17 protein-coding genes are annotated in these 16,530 nt (G+C 68.5%); 10 read left to right on the top strand and 7 right to left on the bottom strand.

The genetic code is table 11. The annotated features are described in order from the left end of the window. The first annotated feature begins 20 nt into the window (after positions 1–20). The 3 genes from ACWF4Z_RS26105 to ACWF4Z_RS26095 are packed head-to-tail and all read left to right on the top strand — an operon-like array spanning position 21 to position 4,050. On the top strand, positions 21–2,612 hold the full coding sequence (locus ACWF4Z_RS26105; protein WP_452245771.1) for a DUF4118 domain-containing protein: 2,592 nt from the start codon (positions 21–23) through the stop codon (positions 2,610–2,612). Further along, on the top strand, positions 2,609–3,286 hold the full coding sequence (locus ACWF4Z_RS26100; protein ID WP_452245770.1) for a response regulator: 678 nt from the start codon (positions 2,609–2,611) through the stop codon (positions 3,284–3,286). Before ACWF4Z_RS26105 ends, ACWF4Z_RS26100 begins: the two co-directional genes overlap by 4 nt. Further along, entirely contained in the window at positions 3,283–4,050 is a 768-nt protein-coding gene (locus tag ACWF4Z_RS26095) for a class I SAM-dependent methyltransferase (RefSeq protein ID WP_452245769.1), read from the top strand. The genes ACWF4Z_RS26100 and ACWF4Z_RS26095 overlap by 4 nt, the downstream gene beginning before the upstream one ends. Positions 4,051–4,120: 70 nt before the next feature. Here ACWF4Z_RS26095 and ACWF4Z_RS26090 read toward each other — a convergent pair whose 3' ends face one another. Next, the gene (locus ACWF4Z_RS26090) at positions 4,121–5,371 is read right to left on the bottom strand and encodes a hypothetical protein (protein WP_452245768.1); all 1,251 of its coding nucleotides are present in this window, start codon (positions 5,369–5,371) and stop codon (positions 4,121–4,123) included. A gap of 108 nt (positions 5,372–5,479) precedes the next feature. Here ACWF4Z_RS26090 and ACWF4Z_RS26085 point away from each other — a divergent pair, with 108 nt between their 5' ends. Further along, positions 5,480–6,322, top strand: a complete 843-nt coding sequence (locus tag ACWF4Z_RS26085; protein ID WP_452245767.1) for a hypothetical protein — start codon at positions 5,480–5,482, stop codon at positions 6,320–6,322. 84 nt (positions 6,323–6,406) lie between these two features. On the opposite strand, the gene rpsN is transcribed toward ACWF4Z_RS26085, so the two are convergent. Together rpsN and rpmG are read right to left on the bottom strand one after the other, a co-directional pair. Continuing rightward, positions 6,407–6,712, bottom strand: a complete 306-nt coding sequence (gene rpsN / locus ACWF4Z_RS26080; RefSeq protein WP_452245766.1) for a 30S ribosomal protein S14 — start codon at positions 6,710–6,712, stop codon at positions 6,407–6,409. A gap of 6 nt (positions 6,713–6,718) precedes the next feature. Then, on the bottom strand, positions 6,719–6,886 hold the full coding sequence (rpmG, locus tag ACWF4Z_RS26075; RefSeq protein ID WP_452245765.1) for a 50S ribosomal protein L33: 168 nt from the start codon (positions 6,884–6,886) through the stop codon (positions 6,719–6,721). Positions 6,887–7,010: 124 nt separating this feature from the next. Here rpmG and ACWF4Z_RS26070 point away from each other — a divergent pair, with 124 nt between their 5' ends. The 3 genes from ACWF4Z_RS26070 (at position 7,011) to ACWF4Z_RS26060 (ending at position 9,260) form a co-directional block, all read left to right on the top strand. Beyond that, on the top strand, positions 7,011–8,102 hold the full coding sequence (locus ACWF4Z_RS26070) for a GTP-binding protein (protein ID WP_452245764.1): 1,092 nt from the start codon (positions 7,011–7,013) through the stop codon (positions 8,100–8,102). Further along, positions 8,099–8,344, top strand: coding sequence for a type B 50S ribosomal protein L31 (locus ACWF4Z_RS26065; RefSeq protein WP_452245763.1), 246 nt, complete (start codon positions 8,099–8,101; stop codon positions 8,342–8,344). The genes ACWF4Z_RS26070 and ACWF4Z_RS26065 overlap by 4 nt, the downstream gene beginning before the upstream one ends. An 88-nt stretch (positions 8,345–8,432) precedes the next feature. Beyond that, positions 8,433–9,260, top strand: coding sequence for a hypothetical protein (locus tag ACWF4Z_RS26060; RefSeq protein WP_452245762.1), 828 nt, complete (start codon positions 8,433–8,435; stop codon positions 9,258–9,260). Between the two features lie 117 nt (positions 9,261–9,377). On the opposite strand, the gene ACWF4Z_RS26055 is transcribed toward ACWF4Z_RS26060, so the two are convergent. Next, positions 9,378–9,737, bottom strand: coding sequence for a nuclear transport factor 2 family protein (locus ACWF4Z_RS26055; protein ID WP_452245761.1), 360 nt, complete (start codon positions 9,735–9,737; stop codon positions 9,378–9,380). A 95-nt stretch (positions 9,738–9,832) separates the two neighbouring features. Between ACWF4Z_RS26055 and ACWF4Z_RS26050 the strand changes: the two genes are divergently transcribed. Further along, on the top strand, positions 9,833–11,254 hold the full coding sequence (locus ACWF4Z_RS26050; RefSeq protein WP_452245760.1) for an aromatic amino acid lyase: 1,422 nt from the start codon (positions 9,833–9,835) through the stop codon (positions 11,252–11,254). A gap of 27 nt (positions 11,255–11,281) precedes the next feature. On the opposite strand, the gene ACWF4Z_RS26045 is transcribed toward ACWF4Z_RS26050, so the two are convergent. The 3 genes from ACWF4Z_RS26045 to ACWF4Z_RS26035 are packed head-to-tail and all read right to left on the bottom strand — an operon-like array spanning position 11,282 to position 13,148. Further along, positions 11,282–12,040: an IclR family transcriptional regulator gene (locus tag ACWF4Z_RS26045; RefSeq protein WP_452245759.1), complete on the bottom strand. Its 759-nt coding sequence runs from the start codon at positions 12,038–12,040 to the stop codon at positions 11,282–11,284. A gap of 23 nt (positions 12,041–12,063) precedes the next feature. Next, entirely contained in the window at positions 12,064–12,255 is a 192-nt protein-coding gene (locus ACWF4Z_RS26040; protein WP_452245758.1) for a hypothetical protein, read from the bottom strand. Continuing rightward, positions 12,252–13,148, bottom strand: coding sequence for a GNAT family N-acetyltransferase (locus ACWF4Z_RS26035; RefSeq protein ID WP_452245757.1), 897 nt, complete (start codon positions 13,146–13,148; stop codon positions 12,252–12,254). The genes ACWF4Z_RS26040 and ACWF4Z_RS26035 overlap by 4 nt, the downstream gene beginning before the upstream one ends. Before the next feature lie 59 nt (positions 13,149–13,207). On the opposite strand from ACWF4Z_RS26035, the gene hutH reads away from it, so the two are divergent. Continuing rightward, a complete protein-coding gene (gene hutH / locus ACWF4Z_RS26030; protein ID WP_452245756.1) occupies positions 13,208–14,800 on the top strand; it encodes a histidine ammonia-lyase in 1,593 nt (530 codons plus the stop codon). Between the two features lie 16 nt (positions 14,801–14,816). Next, positions 14,817–16,472, top strand: a complete 1,656-nt coding sequence (hutU, locus tag ACWF4Z_RS26025; RefSeq protein WP_452245755.1) for a urocanate hydratase — start codon at positions 14,817–14,819, stop codon at positions 16,470–16,472. Positions 16,473–16,530 lie beyond the last annotated feature (58 nt).

The raw sequence follows: 16,530 nt of genomic DNA, 5'->3' as shown, positions 1-16,530 counted from the left end.
GGAGCGAAGCGAGGACGTGAATGAGCAAGAGCGGCCGTGGGCATCTGCGGATCTACCTGGGTGCCGCGCCCGGCGTGGGGAAGACCTACAAGATGCTGGGCGAGGGGCAGCGCAGGCTGTCCCGGGGTACCGATGTGGTGGTCGGATTCGTCGAGACCCACGGCCGCGAACACACCGCCCAGATGCTCGAAGGGCTCGAGGTCGTCCCGCGCCAGATCATCGACTACCGCGGCGCGAGCTTCACCGAGATGGACATCGACGCGGTGCTGGCCCGTCGACCAGAGGTTGCTCTGGTCGACGAGCTCGCGCACAGCAATGTGCCGGGCAGCCGGAACGAGAAGCGCTGGCAGGACATCGAGGAGTTGCTCTCCGCCGGGATCGACGTGATCTCGGCAGTCAACATCCAGCACCTCGAGTCGATCAACGATGTCGTCGAGAAGATCACCGGCGTACCGCAGCACGAGACGGTCCCGGACCGAGTGGTCCGGTCCGCGGACCAGATTGAGCTGGTCGACATGACGCCGGAGGCGTTGCGCCGGCGGATGGCGCACGGCAACGTCTACGCGGCGGACAAGATCGACGCTGCCTTGGGCAACTACTTTCGCGTCGGCAACCTGTCCGCCCTCCGCGAACTCGCGCTGCTCTGGCTGGCCGACCGGGTCGACGCGGGCCTGCAGCAGTACCGTGCTCAGCATGACATCGATTCGACCTGGGAAGCCCGGGAGCGCGTCGTGGTCGCGCTCACCGGTGGTCCCGAGGGCGAGACACTGATCCGGCGTGCCGCCCGCATCGCCGCCAGGTCCTCCGGTGGAGACCTGCTCGCAGTCCACGTCGCCCGCTCCGACGGCCTGACCGGCGCCGACCCGAAACGGCTGGCCGATCAGCGCAATCTGGTCGAGAGCCTGGGTGGTACGTACCACCAGGTCGTCGGCGACGACATCTCCGACGCGCTGCTGACGTTCGCGCGCGCGGAAAACGCTACCCAGCTGGTTCTCGGCGGGTCCCGCCGGTCTCGGCTGTCCTCGTTGCTCACAGGCCCTGGTATTGGGTCGAGCACGATCCGAGACTCTGGTGATATCGACGTCCACATCGTCACCCATTCGTTCATGGGCCGTGGCCGGTTGCCGCGGTTGCGGGGCAGTCTGTCCACGCGCCGCAAGGTCGAGGGCTTCGTCCTGGCCGTCCTCCTGCCGCCGCTGCTCGCGCTGTTGCTGGATCTCGGCAGCGACCATCTGAACCTGACCAGCAACGTGCTGGCCTTCCTCCTGGCTGTGGTCGTCGTGGCCCTGGTCGGCGGGCTGTGGCCGGCGATGCTGACCGCTCTCGCCGGCACGCTCGTACTCAACTACTTCTTCACCCCGCCGGAGCGGACGTTCTCGATCGCCGACCTGAACAACGCGCTCGCGCTGGCGATCTTCATCCTGGTGGCGGCGCTGGTGAGTTCGGTGGTCGACCGGGCGGCCCGTCGGACCAGACAGGCGGCTCGGGCCGCGGCCGAATCCGAGACGCTGGCGACGCTCGCCGGGTCGGTGCTGCGCGGTGAGACGGCGTTGCCGGCCTTGCTGGAGCGAGTGCGCGAGGCCTTCGGGATGACCGGGGCCTGCCTGATGGAACGCGTGGATGACGACGAGCTGACCGAGGTCTGGCGCCCGTTGGCCTCGGCCGGGACGCTGACCTGCACCCGGCCGGAGGAGGCCGACGCGGAGATTCCGGCGCGCGACGATCTGGTCCTGGTTCTTCAGGGCCATCAGTTGGCGGCCGACGAGCGCCGGCTGGTCGGGGCGTTCGCCGCTCACGCCGCGGCCCTGGTGGATCGGGCCCGGCTGAGTGAAGCGGCCGCGGAGGCGAAGCCGCTGGCCGAGGCGGACAAGCTGCGTACGGCGTTGCTCCGGGCGGTCGGGCATGATCTTCGGTCGCCGCTGGCCTCGGCCAAGGCGTCCGTGACCAGCTTGCGCTCCGATGACGTGGAGTGGAGCGACTCCGAGCGGGCCGAGCTGCTGGAGACGGCGGACGAGTCGCTGGATCGCTTGTCGCGGCTGGTGGACAACCTGCTCGATCTCAGTCGACTGCAGGCCGGCGTGCTGCCGGTCTTCACCCGGCCGATGGCGATGGACGAGATCATCCCTGGTGTGCTGGCGGAGTTGGGCGACGACGGTGACAAGGTCACGGTCGACATTCCGCATACGCTGCCGCTGGTCGAGGCCGACCCCGCGCTGTTGGAGCGGGTGGTGGCGAATCTGCTGGCCAACGCGGTCCGGTACTCACCGCCTGGGCGGGCGCCGTTGATCACGGGCAGTGCGCTCGGGGACCTGGTCGAGATCCGCGTGATCGACCGCGGGCCGGGCATCCCGCAGCAGGATCGCGATCGCGTCTTCGCGCCGTTCCAGCGGCTCGGGGACACCGACAACACGGTTGGCGTCGGGCTGGGGCTGGCCCTGGCCCGTGGATTGGCCGAGGCGATGCACGGGACGCTGCTGCCCGAGGACACTCCGGGTGGCGGCCTGACGATGGTGGTGTCGATTCCGACCGCGACCCTCCGCCCGGCCGATGTACCGGTCCCAGGTGCCCGTGAACGGTCCGAAGAGTCCGCGACGACAGAAGGACAGGAATGACCCGCGTACTGGTGATTGATGACGAGCCGCAGATTGTGCGGGCGTTGCAGATCAATCTGAAGGCACGTGGGTACGAGGTGCATCTGGCCGGCACCGGCACGTCGGCGTTGAAGGTCGCGGCGCAACACCCGCCGGAGCTGGTGATCCTCGATCTCGGCCTGCCCGACTTCGACGGCGTCGACGTGATCCGTGGCCTGCGCGGCTGGACTGAGGCACCGATCCTCGTACTGTCCGGCCGCACCGACCAGACCGACAAGGTCGAGGCACTGGACGCCGGTGCGGACGACTACGTGACCAAGCCCTTCGGCATCGACGAGCTCCTGGCCCGGATGCGCGCCGTCCTGCGCCGCGCCAACATCGCCCAGGACCAGCCGGTGGTCACCGTCGGCGGTGCCACCGTCGACCTCTCCGCCAAACGCGTCACCCTCGAGACCGGCGAAGACATCCGCCTGACTCCGACGGAGTGGCATCTCCTCGAGGTCCTGGTCCGCCACCCCGGCAAACTCATGTCCCAACGCCAACTCCTCACCGAGGTCTGGGGCCCTGGCTACGAAACCGCCAGCGGCAACCTCCGCTTCTACATGGGCCAACTCCGCCGCAAACTCGAAGAGGACCCGGCCCGCCCAAAACACCTACTCACCGAGCCAGGCATGGGCTACCGTTTCGAACCGTGAGCACACTGGGGGAACCGCGCCGAAAGAGTCACGCCAAGCGCACCGCCGAGAGCCAAGCGGCCTTCTTGATAAGGCATTTGCGGCCTGGGATGAAGCTACTGGATCTGGGTTCCGGCCCTGGGTCCGTCACCGTCGGCCTGGCCGCATTGGTGGCGCCCGGGGAGACAACCGGGTTCGATCTGCATCCCGGCGTGCCTGAAGGGACAGCCGAAGGGGCAGTGACCTTGGTGACGGGTGACGCCCATGAGTTGCCCTTTGAGGACGGGACTTTCGATGCGATCTTCTCCAGCGCGATGCTTCAGCACGTGCCGGATCCGTTGAGCGTTCTCCGGGAAGCGCGACGGGTGGCCAAGCCCGGTGCGGTGATCGGCCTGGTCGATGCGGACTGGGACGGACAGTTGCTTTGGCCAACCAATTCGCTGCTCGAGCGGTCGTCCGAGGTGATGAGTGAGCTTCGGGCCGGGACTTCGCCGTACGTCGGGAAGCAGTTGCGGTCGCTGCTCGTCCGGGCCGGCTTCGTGCGGTGTGAGAGCTACGCCCGAGTCGTTCACCACGGCACACCGGAGGAGGTCGCCGGGGTCGGCACCTTCACCGCGAGTCTGTTGGCGCGGCAGGAGGAGAAGATCCTGTCCGGCGGACTGGCGACCGGCGACGAGCTGACCGCGATGATCCAAGCCTGGAAGGACTGGTCCGAGGAGCCCGGTGGTTTCCTCGCGCGCTTCTGGGTGGAAGCGGTCGGTTGGGCGTCAGAGGCTGATAGTTAGCAGGGTTGCTGCGGGTTCGGTGGTCGGGGTGTCGCCGAGCCGGTGCCGTTCGTGCGCTGTGCTCGCCGTGTCAGTAGCCGCGGATGCCGTCGATCTCGATGGCGACGATGTTGGGGTTGGTGCCGGCGTGGGCGCGGCCTCCGCTGCCGGGCAGGATCGCGAAGTGCAGCCCGGCCAGGTTGGTGTGGTGGGGCTTGCCGTCCAGGTTCTTCCCGATCCAGTCGTGGACCTCGGCCGACGATTGGGCGGTGGCGAGGTCGGCGGCCAGTTCGAGATGGGCCCGGATGCGGTTGAAGATGGCGTCGTTGACCGTCCTGCCGAAACCGACGTACCCGTGCACGTAGAGCGCCTTGTCACCGACCTGCTTGCAGAAGCCCACGTTCGCGATCTTGGTCCCGCACGGGCTGTAGGTATCGATCGAGTACACCTCGGTGCCGCGGGTCTGCGCGCAGCTGGTCAGGCCCACGTCCGATGGCGGTTTGCACGCCAGGCCTTGGCGTCCGACGGCCTTGACGACCGCCGGGACCGTGACTCTGGTCTGACCATCCAGCCGGACGCTCGGCACTTTGCCCTTGGCGGTCAGCTTGAGTTCATGCCGCGTGCCGTCGGGGTCGTTGTGCTGCGTCGCCGTACCCCAACCGATGCGGGGCGCAGCCGCGGTCGACGAACGCAGCACTGCAGCGTCCGCGGCCGGTAGCACTGAGGTGGTGACGGCGTTCAGTGCGGCCTTGTAGATCCGGGTCGCGGCGGCCCCATCCTCGTACGTGTTCACTTCGATGTGCGCGTAGGTGACGTCGTTGTCCGGGGCCTGCATGATCACGCGCTGATCGCCGTTCGGCAGCGCCGGATCCGCGAAGCAGCTGACGGTGAGCACGGGCTCGGCGAAGCTGTCGACACACGCGAATCCGGCCGTGGTCAGCGCCGTGACCGCCGCGTCCAGCTTCTCCGGGCGGCCGACCGGCTCCTCGGTCGGAGTGGTCGACGGGTTTGCAGACGACGGGTTGGTCGAGGTCACCGGCGGAGTGCTGCCGGGCGAGGCCTGGCCGTCGCCGTCGCCGTACTTGATCATCACGAAGAGGCCGAGTCCCGCGAGCACGGCGAACACCAGGCCTCCGATGGTGACCGCGATCAGGATTCCTCGTCGCGGACCTCTGCCGGGCGGTTGCGGATACGGGGGCTGCCCGGGCCATTGCTGGTACGGCGGTTGCTGCGGGGGGTACTGCTGTTGATACGGCGGCGGCGGTTGCTGTGGGTACGGCGGTTGCTGCTGCGGGTATTGAGGTTGCTGTCCGGGGTCTGGCGGTGGTTGCTGCCAGTTCATCCGCCACCTCCGATCAGGGCTACTGGGCGTCAGAATGACACAGTCCCGGGGCAGATGATGTCCGTTTCCTTCAAGACGCAAAGGTTCGTTCCGCGAGAGGCTCGGAGCATGGACATCTTCACCGCAGGTCGTGATTTCGTACGGCGGGAGGCCCGGCTGGTCGAGAGCCGGCTCTTCGCGACGCTCTTCGAGGACGCCGATCCGGCGGGTGTGGTCGAGGCGCTCCGCGGATACCAGAACGTCGACGGCGGTTTCGGGCACGGTCTGGAGCCGGACAAGCGCTGTCCGGACAGCCTCGCGCTGGACGTCGAGGTCGCGTTCGACACCTTGCTCGCTGCGGGTGCCCGGGACGACGCGATGATCGGCCGTGCCGTCGACTGGCTGGCCTCAACCGCGACCGCCGATGGCGCGGTCGCCCTGTGCTCACCGGCGGTCGCGAACTACCCACGGGCCGAGCACATCAGCGAGTGGACGTACCAGCCCGGCCTCAACCCGACGGCAGGCCTGGTCGGACGGCTCCACACCCTCGGCTTCGACCACCCCTGGCGGGAGAAAGCAGGCGCCTGGTGTGCGGCCGAGCTGGCCAAGGGATTCCCCGAGGACGCGCACGGCATGCACGAGGCCCTCGAGTTCCTCGAACACACCGACGGCGTCGACCTCGATCGCATCCGTGATTGGCTGCCCAAGCTGTCGCATTACCGCGCCGATGCCGCGGATCCGTCGTACGGCGTCACTCCGCTCCACCTCGCCCCGACGCCGGACTCGTTCTGGCGCCCGCTGTTCACGGATGCTCAGCTCGACGCGCATCTGGACCGGCTGCTCGCCGATCAGCAGGCCGACGGCGGTTGGGCGATCACCTGGGAGCCGCCGGGTACGTCGTCGACCCTCGCCTACCGGGGGATCGTCACGGTCGGTGCAGTGCGGACCCTGAAGGCCTACCACCGGATCTGAACGTGCGACGACCCTCCGCGACAGTTCGCGGAGGGTCGTCGTTTTCGTTGCCGTGGCCGCGGCATCCACGTCGCGGCTCCGGCACTACCAGGAAGACTTGGTGATGCCGGGCAGTTCGCCGCGGTGCGCCATGTCGCGGAAGCGGATCCGCGAGATCCCCGCCTTGCGGAGATAGCCGCGCGGGCGCCCGTCGGCGGCGTCGCGGTTGCGGACCCGGATCGGGCTCGCGTCGCGCGGGAGCTGCTGCAGCTTCAGCCGCGCCGCGACGCGCTCCTCGACCGGCACGCTCTGGTCGGCGATGACGCGTTTCAGCTCGGCCCGTCGCTCGGCGTACCGGGCGACGGTCTCCTTGCGCTGCTCGTTCTTGACGATCTTGCTGGTCTTCGCCATCGAGGCTTACCGCGCTTCGCGGAACTCGACGTGCTGGCGGACCGTGGGGTCGTACTTGCGCATGACCAGGCGGTCGGGATTGTTCCGCCGGTTCTTGCGCGTTACATAGGTGAAGCCGCTGCCCGCCGTACTACGGAGCTTGACGATCGGGCGGAGGTCGTTGCGCTTGGCCATACTGTCCTTTCCGGGATCACCTGGCGGGTGACCCTCGCTGTACGGAACGCCGGCGGGGTGGCCGCTATTCCGCTTCGGAGTGTACGTTGTATTGGTAATCATTTTCAATAAGAGGGGAGTCCGGATGCTGCCGGTGACCTTGCTGACGGGTCTCGACGAGGCGTTTCGTGCCGCGGTCGCGGGGAATCTGCTCGCCGCCGGACCCGCGGGCGTCCTGATCGAGTACGACGTCGGTGGCCTGACCGACGGCTCCGTCGTACGGATCGCCCGGACGGCCGGCGGGGTGATCGATCGCGAGGTGATCCGGATGGATCATCCGTGCGTCTCGTGCGCGATGCGGGGGTCGCTGGTGCAGCTGTTGCTCAGCATTGCGGCGGTCGAGCGGTACGAGGTCGCGATCGTGAGCGTCCCGGCGGCCGGTGACACGCAGGCTCTGGCGGTCGAGATCGCGCGGGATGGTGCCGGCGAGCTTCGGGTCGACGCGGTCGTGACCACGGTCGATACGGCCACGGTGATCGAGGATCTGACCGGCGAGGAGTTGGTCCGGGAGCGCGGCATTCCGACGGCGGCCGAGGACGGGCGAGCCGTGGCGGAGGTCGTCGTACGGCAGGTGGAGTACGCCGGTGCAGCCGTCCTGAGCAGTGACGACGCGACGGTCAGCGGGCTCGTGCGGGCCATCAACCCGCAGTTGGTCGTGCGGACGACGCCGGCCGGGCTTCTCGGCGTACGGCTACCGTCCGCTGTTGTCGAGCCTGGCTCGATCGTGGCCGCTAGCGACGATGACGGCGAGGTGCGGACGTTGGTGTGGCAGTCGGATCGACCGTTCCACCCTGAGCGGTTGTACGACGCGCTCGAGGATCTGGTCGCGGGTACGGCCCGCGGCCGCGGGACTGTGTGGATCGCGACGCAGCATCGCAATCGGCTCAGCTGGGACAGTTTCGGCACGAACATCTCGATCGGGGTCCTCGGTCCGTGGCTGGCCGACCTGCCGGCCGACCGCTGGCCGTCGGTCGGGCAGCAGCACCAGGCCCGGTCGGCCCTCGATTGGCACCCCGAGTACGGCGATCGGGCGTCGTACCTCTCGATCACCGGGATCGGCCTGGATCTGCGGGAATTACGCGAGCGCCTGGATGGTTGTGTCCTTCGTGCGGATGAAGCGGTCCACCCCTTGACCGATCCGTTCGCCCCCTACTTGGAAGGAAGTACGGCAGCATGAAGAAGGACATCCACCCCGAGTACCGCCGGGTCGTCTTCCGGGACAAGTCCGGCAACTTCAGCTTCCTCACCGGTTCGACGCGCGAGAGCAGCGAGACCATCGAGTGGCACGACGGGAACACCTACCCGGTCGTCGACGTCGAGATCTCGTCCGCCAGCCACCCGTTCTACACGGGCCAGCAGCGCGTGATGGACACCCAGGGCCGCGTGGAGAAGTTCAAGAAGCGCTACGGCCAGAAGTAAGACTCTGAAAGCCCGCCGACCATCGAGGTCGGCGGGCTTTGTCGTACCGGCCACGCCTTGGCCTCACGCCGTTTTAGGGTTCGATCTCATGACGATCGACGCGTACGACCTGCCCGGTGAGTTCGTGAAACCGGAAGGCATCACGCTGGGCCCGGACAACGACTTCTTCTCCGGCAGCCGGACCGACGGGACGATCTACCGCTGCGGTCTGGGCGATCAGGTGGCCGAGGTGTGGTCACCGGGCGGTGTCGACGGACGGACCATCGTGCTCGGGTTCGCGCTGTACGCGGACGTGCAGCTGGTCGTCTGCGGAGCCGAAACCGGCACGCTGTACACCTACGACCTCGCGACCCGCGAGCTGGTCTCCCGGCGAGCGATCGAGGGATACCTCAACGACGTGTGGGTGATCGGCGATCACGCCTACGCGACCGACTCGTCGCAACCGGTGGTCTGGCGCTTCGACCTGCCGAACACCGAACTGGCCCCGGAGCCGATCCGCCTGCAGGACACCGGCCCGAAGGTCTACCCCAACGGGATCGTCGCCTTCAACGACGAGGTGCTGCTGGTCGCGGATCCGGGCGAGGAGGTCTTGCTGCGGGTCGAGCTCGACGGTTCCACCCAGGTGCTCGCGACCGAATGGGCCGCGGACGGTCTCGTCTTGCTGGACGACCTGCTGATCGGCGTCTGCAACCGCGGTGACGTCCTCGAGACCGCCGAGTTCTTCCTCTCCGCCCTCCGCCTCAACCCCGACGCCACTGCCGCGACCCTGCTCGGCCGCTACGACGACCCGCGCTTCGACACCCCGACCACCGTCGCCTACGACGGCGAGCGTCTCCTGGTCGTCAACGGCCAATCCGCCAAAGGCCCCGCCGCCGCACCCCCCTTCCAGGTCATCGCCCTCCCGGTCCCCTGGTAGTCCGCGTGCAGCTCGACAGGACGTGTCAGCCGGAAAGCGCGTGCCGCGTAGGCGGCCGAGCGTGAACCTGGGTTGCGCAGACGTATACGTCCTGTCGACCTGCACGCCTGTGCAGGCTCAGGCTTTGTGGCAGAAGGCTTCGAGCCAGCGTTCGCCGGAGCGGACGTAGACCTGGCTGATCCATTCTTCGGTTTCGTACGGCGTTCCGTCCCAGCTGCCGGAGCTTGCCTTGCGGGCGGTGAGGACGACCGTGTCGCCGATCCGAGCGATTCGTTCGTCGCCAACCGTGGTCATGCTGTGGTGCTGTAGCCGGCCTGAGGCGATCCAGGCGATGATGTCGGCCTTGGGTGTGATTCCGGTGGCGTCGACGGCGACCCAGTCGTCGGTCCAGCAGCTCGCGATCAGCCCGGCGTCGTTGCCGATCAGAACCGCGTCCGCCGCGGCCGCCTCGGCGCGTACCTCTTCTTCGACTGTCATGGGTCGGATTCTCCACCAGAAAGCGTCTCGGATTCGAGATGGTTAGGTGAGCGCGGCGCTTACTCCACAGGCCCGGGCGGTTCCACACTGTGGGGATGGAGCCGGTGGAGCTGTCCGGGAGTGGGTTGACGCCGCTCGAGGCCGTTGCGCTCGGGCAACGGCGTACGGCGGTGCGGGTGAGCGACGAGGCCCGGAAGCGGATGCACGAGTCGGCCCTGGCGGTGGCCGAGGTGGCCCGGCATCGGCCGGTCTACGGCCGGACGACCGGGGTCGGCGCCAACCGGGACGTCCTCACGTCCGACCCCGAGCACGGCGCGCGGTTGCTCGGATCGCATTCCACCACCGGCACAACGTCGTACCCGAAGGATGTGGTCCGGCTCGGTCTCCTGATCCGGGTGAACCAGCTCGCCGCCGGCGGCTCCGGCCTCGAGCCCGCCGTGGCGGACGCGATCGTTGCCTTGCTCAACGATGACGAGCTGCCGGACCTGCACCGGGGCGGCGCGATCGGTACCGGCGACCTGGGCCCGCTCGCCGAACTCGGTCTCGCCCTCGGTGACGTCATCGACGGCACCAGCGCGCTCCCACTGCTGTCCAGCAACGCGATCACCCTCGCCGAATGTTGCCTCGCGTACGTCGAAGCCGCCACGCTCGTCAATGTCGTACCGATCGTCGGCGCACTCTCCCACGTCGCGATGCGCGGCAACGGCGAGGTGTACGACGTTCGCGTGCACGAGGCTCGTCCGCAGCCCGGGCAGGTCCGGGTCGCGCGCCGGATGCGCGGCCTCCTCGACGGCTTGCCGATCCCGCCGGCCCGGATCCAGGATCCCTTCGGTTTAAGGGCCTTCGCGCAAGTCCTCGGTCCGGCCGTCGACCATGTCGATGCCCTCGGCAACAGTCTGCGGATTGACATCAACGCCTCCGCCGAGAACCCGTTGGTTGCCGGCGACACCGTCCTCCACAACGGCAACTGGCACGCGATGCCGATCGCACTGGCGCTCGACTCGCTCCGCCTCAGCCTGCACAGCGTCGCAACCCTGTCGACCTCCCGGGTCGCGAACCTCGTCGACCCCGAATTCACCGGCCTCAGCCGCTTCCTCGCCAGCGGCGCCGAGGCAAGCTCCGGCGTGATGATGATCGAGTACGTAGCCCACGACGCACTCGCCGCCGTCCGCTCCGCCGCCCAACCAGCCACCCTAGGCACCGCCACCCTCTCAAGAGGCGCCGAACACCACGCCAGCTTCGCCCCCCAAGCAGCAGTCCTAACAGCCCAACTCCTCGACGCATTGCGCGAGGTCATCGCGAGCGAACTCGTCACCGCAGTCCGCGCAATCCGCCTCGCCGGCCTGACCCCCGAGCACCTCACCCCAGCCGCGATAGCCCCCTGGCTGGCCGACGCCCTAACCGCCCTACCCAACGACCTAGCCGACCGGTCCCTCCGCGAAGACCTGGAAATAGCCCGCGGAGTCCTCACCCAATGGGGCGACCGCCAAGTCGAACATCCGGCCGAGTCCGGCTAAATCGACCGCTTTAGCGCGCGGGGGTGTTTACCCGTGGAGACGGCGGGTGAGGGCGGTGGCGGCTTGGCGGATTCTGTGGGCCAGGTGGGGGCGGTCGGGTGGGGGGATGGTGTCGGTGCGGAAGGTGACGGAGATGGCCGCGGCGGGGTGGCCGGCGTGGTCGAGGGCGGCGCTGGCTACGGAGGCCAGACCGGGGGTGATGAAGGAGTCTTCTACGGCGTAGCCCTGGCGTTTCTCGTCGGCGAGGAGGCGGCGGAGTTGGGTGAGGGTTTGGGGGCCGTGACTGGTTCGTCGTACGAAGGAGTCGGGGGTGGGGAAGAGCGCGCGGACCTGAGCGGGCGGGAGTTCGGCCAGCAGCGCTCGGCCGGAGGCGGTGAGGGTGGCGGGGAGACGTACGCCGACATCCGTCACGAGGGTGACCGGGCGCGGCGGCTGTTCTTTCAGGAGGTAGACGAGCTCACGACCATGCAGTACGCCGAGATGCGCCGTCTGGCCGATCTCCGCGACCAACTGGACCAGCAGCGGACGCGCTAGTCGCTCCAACGGATCGTGCCGCAGGTACGCGGATCCGATCTCGAAGGCGGCAACCCCGAGGCCGAAGCGTTTCTCTTCCGGCAGGTGCACAACGAAGCCCTCGTCGATCATTGCCCGGAGCAAGTGGTACGTCGAGGAGCGTGGCAGGCCGACCGCGGACGCGATGCGTTCCATCGGTACCGGTCCGGGCTGCGTGGCCAGGAACGTCAGTACCCGCAGGGTGCGGGTCGAGGCGGGAACGTTGCCGCTCACAACGGCAGGGTAACCGCCCTGTCTCAGATTTTGGACGATTGCTGCTTCTTGGCGCGGCTTCGATTCAGCCACAGTCGCAGGCTCTCGCCCACGACGGCCACGGCGAAGAGCCCGCCGGCGACTCCCCAGTCGCAGAACTCCCCATCGGCGACCAGGAAACCGACGCCGATCGACAAGGCCCCGAATACCGCCAACGTCACCGCGAACCGGGTCACAGCACCTTCTCCGCGGTCCAAGCGGCCGACGCCGGCCGGTACCCGAGCCACGCGTTGACCGCGAGCATCGGCGCGTTCGCCGCGTCGTTCCCGGTGTGGGCGGTGACGATCCCCGCGTCCCGGGACTGCGTCAGCGCCGCGGCCTTCACCACCTTCGCCAGCCCACGCCCGCGCGCTGCCGGGATCGTGCCGGTCAGGTTCGACCAGATCACCCCGCGGTCCGGGTCCGCGGTCGTCATCACGAACGAGAGCACGGTGTCGCCGTCGAGCAGCGCAGCACTGAGATCGCGCCGCAGGTCGGGGTGATTCCACATGGTCGCTTCCCACTCGTCGTACGGCTGGGAGTACGACAAACCACTCGGATCACCGTCGGCGACCGCGGCCGTGGCGATCCACAACTCGCGCGGCGAGACCGCATCGAAGTCGACCAGTTGCAGCCCGTCCGGCACCGGCGGCACAGCCGGTACGGCGCTCAGGTCGGCACTGGAGTGACTCATCCGGCGCCCGAGCACAAAGCCGCGCGCCTGCGCGAACGCCTTCGAATCGTCGTCGTCCTCCACCACGATCAGCAAGGTCGCGGCGCCGACCTGCACGGCCGCATCGGTGATCGCCGACGCCATCACACTCCCGATCCCACGCCGACGCAGCAAAGGAGGAACCTGTACGGCGATCCGCACCCGCGGCGACTCGTCGTCCGGATCAGGCAGATACACGTTGCCGTACCCGACCACATCCGAGCCGTCCACAGCGATCAGGATCACCTTGCTGGTGCTGGTCCGGAGCTCCGCCTCGATCCCGCGCGCGGTCTTCACCAGGTGCGGCATTGCGACGGCCCAAAGCTGAGCTATTCCGGCTGCATCCTCCGGACGAGCCGTCCGGATCTCGAACACCATGGGGCAAATGTAGTCGGCCGCGGGGTCCAGTTATGTCTCAGACCCGAGACAGAAAGTGGATGGCGCTGCTGTCGGTTGCCGGTGTGCCGCGGTGCAATGTTCGGGTGGAAGACAAAAGCACGGTGATCGTCGGCACCGGCCCGCTGACCGCGGCCGACGTCGTCGCAGTGGCACGACACGGAGCCCCGGTACGCATCGACGACCAGGCGCTCGAGGAGATCGCCAAGTCGCGGGCCGCGATCGAGGCTCTCGCCCAATCGGACACCCCGCACTACGGCGTCTCGACCGGCTTCGGCGCCCTCGCAACCCGGCACATCGCGCCCGAACTACGGACCCAGTTGCAGCGCAGCCTGGTCCGTTCGCACGCGGCCGGCTCCGGGCCGGAGGTCGAGACCGAGGTTGTCCGGGCGCTTGCACTGCTGCGACTGTCCACCCTCGCGACCGGCCGTACCGGTGTGAAGGTCGAGACGGCCCAGGCGTACGCCGGTCTCCTCAATGCTCACCTGACTCCGGTCGTCCACGAGTACGGCAGCCTTGGCTGTTCGGGCGACCTCGCCCCGCTGGCTCACGTCGCTCTGGCGGTGATGGGCGAAGGTCCGGTCCGAGATGCCGGCGGCAACCTTCTCGACGCGAGCGAGGCCCTGCCTGCAAACGGTCTCACGCCGATTGTGCTTGCGGAGAAGGAAGGTCTGGCGCTGATCAACGGCACCGACGGCATGCTCGGCATGCTGGTGCTCGCGCTGGCCGACCTCGACCGGCTGCTCAAGACCGCGGACATCGCCGCCGCGATGAGTGTCGAAGGACAGCTCGCGACCGACCGCGTCTTCGCCGCCGATCTGCAGGCGTTGCGCCCGCATCCCGGCCAGGCGTCCGCCGCCGCCAACCTCCGCACGATCCTCACCGACAGCGCGATCGTCGCCAGCCACCGCGGCCCGGACTGTAACCGCGTCCAGGATGCCTACTCCCTGCGCTGTTCTCCGCAGGTCCACGGCGCCGCCCGTGACACCGCGACCCACGCCGCCACGGTCGCCGACCGCGAGCTCGCCGCCGCGATCGACAACCCGGTGGTCCTGCCCGACGGGCGTGTCGAGTCCAACGGCAACTTCCACGGCGCGCCGGTCGGTTACGTGCTCGACTTCCTCGCGATCGCCGTTGCGGACGTCGCCAGCATCAGCGAACGTCGTACCGACCGCTTCCTCGATGTGTCCCGCAACCACGGCCTGAATGCCTTCCTGGCCGACGATCCCGGGGTCGACAGCGGACACATGATCGCCCAGTACACCCAGGCCGCGATCGTGTCCGAGCTGAAGCGCCTCGCCGTACCGGCCAGCGTCGACTCGATTCCGAGCAGCGCCATGCAGGAAGACCATGTCTCGATGGGCTGGTCGGCCGCACGCAAGCTGCGCAAGGCGATCGACGGGCTCCAGCGCGTGCTCGCGATCGAGATCCTGACCGCCGCGCGGGCCCTCGACCTGCGCGCCCCACTCACCCCGGCCCCGGCCACGGCCGCCGTCCGGAATGCCCTCCGGGCGTACGTCGAGGGGCCGGGGACGGACCGTCATCTCGCCCCCGAACTCGAGCACTCCGTCCGGCTTGTTGCCGACGGCACCTATCTCACCGCGACCGAGGCCGTCACCGGCCCACTCAGCTAGAAAGGCTGGATCACCCATGTCCGGACCCCGTCCCGTACGCGCACCCCGCGGCACCACGCTGACCGCCCGCGGCTGGCAGCAGGAAGCCGCGCTGCGGATGCTGCAGAACAACCTCGACCCCGAGGTCGCCGAGCACCCCGACGAACTGGTCGTGTACGGCGGTTCCGGCAAGGCCGCCCGCGACTGGAACTCGTTCGACGCGATGGTCCGCACCCTGACCACGCTGAAGGGCGACGAGACCATGCTGGTCCAGTCCGGCCGTCCGGTCGGCGTGATGCAGACCCACGAGTGGGCGCCGCGCGTACTGATCGCGAACTCCAACCTGGTCCCGGACTGGGCGAACTGGGAGGAGTTCCGCAAGCTGGAGGCGATGGGGCTGACGATGTACGGCCAGATGACGGCCGGATCGTGGATCTACATCGGCACGCAGGGGATCCTGCAAGGGACCTACGAGACCTTCGGCGCGGTCGCGGAGAAGAAGTTCGGCGGCACGTTGGCCGGGACGATCACGCTGACCGCCGGGTTGGGCGGCATGGGCGGTGCGCAGCCGCTGGCCGTCACGATGAACGACGGGGTCGCGATCTGCATCGACGTCGACTCGTCCCGGATCGACCGCCGGATCGAGCACCGCTACCTCGACGTACGGGCGAAGGACCTGTCCGACGCGCTGCGGCTGGCCGAGGAGGCCAAGAAGGCCCGCCGGCCGTTGTCGATCGGCGTTCTGGGCAACGCGGCGGTGATCGTGCCGGAGTTGCTCGAGCTGGGTGCTCCGATCGACATCGTCACCGACCAGACCTCGGCGCACGACCCGCTGATGTACCTGCCGGTCGGGATCGACTTCGACGACTGGGCCACCGCCCGCGCGAAGGACCCGGCCGGCTTCACCGAACGCGCCCAGGCTTCGATGGCCCGGCATGTGGCCGCGATGGTCGGCTTCCAGGACGCGGGCGCCGAGGTCTTCGACTACGGCAACTCGATCCGCGACGAGGCCCGCAAGGCCGGGTACTCGCGGGCCTTCGAGTTCCCGGGTTTCGTTCCGGCGTACATCCGGCCCTTGTTCTGCGAGGGAAAGGGCCCGTTCCGGTGGGCCGCGCTGTCGGGGAACCCGGCCGACATCGCGAAGACGGACCAGGCGATCCTGGACCTCTTCCCGGACAACGAGCACCTGCGGCGGTGGATCACGATGGCCGGCGAGCGGGTCGCGTTCCAGGGCCTGCCGGCGCGGATCTGCTGGCTCGGCCAGGGCGAGCGGGACAAGGCCGGCGTCCGGTTCAACGACATGGTGGCCGCCGGTGAACTCGAGGCCCCGATCGTGATCGGCCGGGACCACCTGGACACCGGCAGCGTGGCATCGCCGTACCGGGAGACCGAAGGCATGCTGGACGGTTCGGACGCGATCGCGGACTGGCCGTTGCTGAACGCAATGGTGAACGTCGCCAGCGGCGCGTCCTGGGTGTCGATCCACCACGGCGGCGGCGTCGGCATCGGCCGGTCCATCCACGCCGGCCAGGTATCGGTTGCCGACGGCACCGACCTGGCCCGGCAGAAGCTGGAGCGGGTACTGAGCAACGACCCGGCGATGGGCGTGATCCGGCACGTCGACGCGGGGTACGACCGGGCAGTGGAGACTGCGCAGGAGCAGGGCGTCCGGATCCCGATGCGGGAGAACTGACGCCCGGAACAGTACGACGGGGAGCGGTACGACGGGGAGATTACGTACAGAGTGCGAC

Source organism: Kribbella sp. NPDC055071 (assembly GCF_053608045.1).
The sequence above is the reverse complement of the archived record's forward strand: the minus strand, read 5'-3'. Positions and strand labels throughout refer to the sequence as shown.

Coding starts and splice junctions, on each gene's coding strand:
- ACWF4Z_RS26105 (WP_452245771.1), top strand. CDS start 21: ATGAGCAAGAGCGGCCGTGGGCATCTGCGGATCTACCTGGGTGCCGCG.
- ACWF4Z_RS26100 (WP_452245770.1), top strand. CDS start 2,609: ATGACCCGCGTACTGGTGATTGATGACGAGCCGCAGATTGTGCGGGCG.
- ACWF4Z_RS26090 (WP_452245768.1), bottom strand. CDS start 5,371: ATGAACTGGCAGCAACCACCGCCAGACCCCGGACAGCAACCTCAATAC.
- ACWF4Z_RS26085 (WP_452245767.1), top strand. CDS start 5,480: ATGGACATCTTCACCGCAGGTCGTGATTTCGTACGGCGGGAGGCCCGG.
- rpsN (WP_452245766.1), bottom strand. CDS start 6,712: ATGGCGAAGACCAGCAAGATCGTCAAGAACGAGCAGCGCAAGGAGACC.
- rpmG (WP_452245765.1), bottom strand. CDS start 6,886: ATGGCCAAGCGCAACGACCTCCGCCCGATCGTCAAGCTCCGTAGTACG.
- ACWF4Z_RS26070 (WP_452245764.1), top strand. CDS start 7,011: ATGCTGCCGGTGACCTTGCTGACGGGTCTCGACGAGGCGTTTCGTGCC.
- ACWF4Z_RS26065 (WP_452245763.1), top strand. CDS start 8,099: ATGAAGAAGGACATCCACCCCGAGTACCGCCGGGTCGTCTTCCGGGAC.
- ACWF4Z_RS26060 (WP_452245762.1), top strand. CDS start 8,433: ATGACGATCGACGCGTACGACCTGCCCGGTGAGTTCGTGAAACCGGAA.
- ACWF4Z_RS26055 (WP_452245761.1), bottom strand. CDS start 9,737: ATGACAGTCGAAGAAGAGGTACGCGCCGAGGCGGCCGCGGCGGACGCG.
- ACWF4Z_RS26050 (WP_452245760.1), top strand. CDS start 9,833: ATGGAGCCGGTGGAGCTGTCCGGGAGTGGGTTGACGCCGCTCGAGGCC.
- ACWF4Z_RS26035 (WP_452245757.1), bottom strand. CDS start 13,148: ATGGTGTTCGAGATCCGGACGGCTCGTCCGGAGGATGCAGCCGGAATA.
- hutH (WP_452245756.1), top strand. CDS start 13,208: ATGGCGCTGCTGTCGGTTGCCGGTGTGCCGCGGTGCAATGTTCGGGTG.
- hutU (WP_452245755.1), top strand. CDS start 14,817: ATGTCCGGACCCCGTCCCGTACGCGCACCCCGCGGCACCACGCTGACC.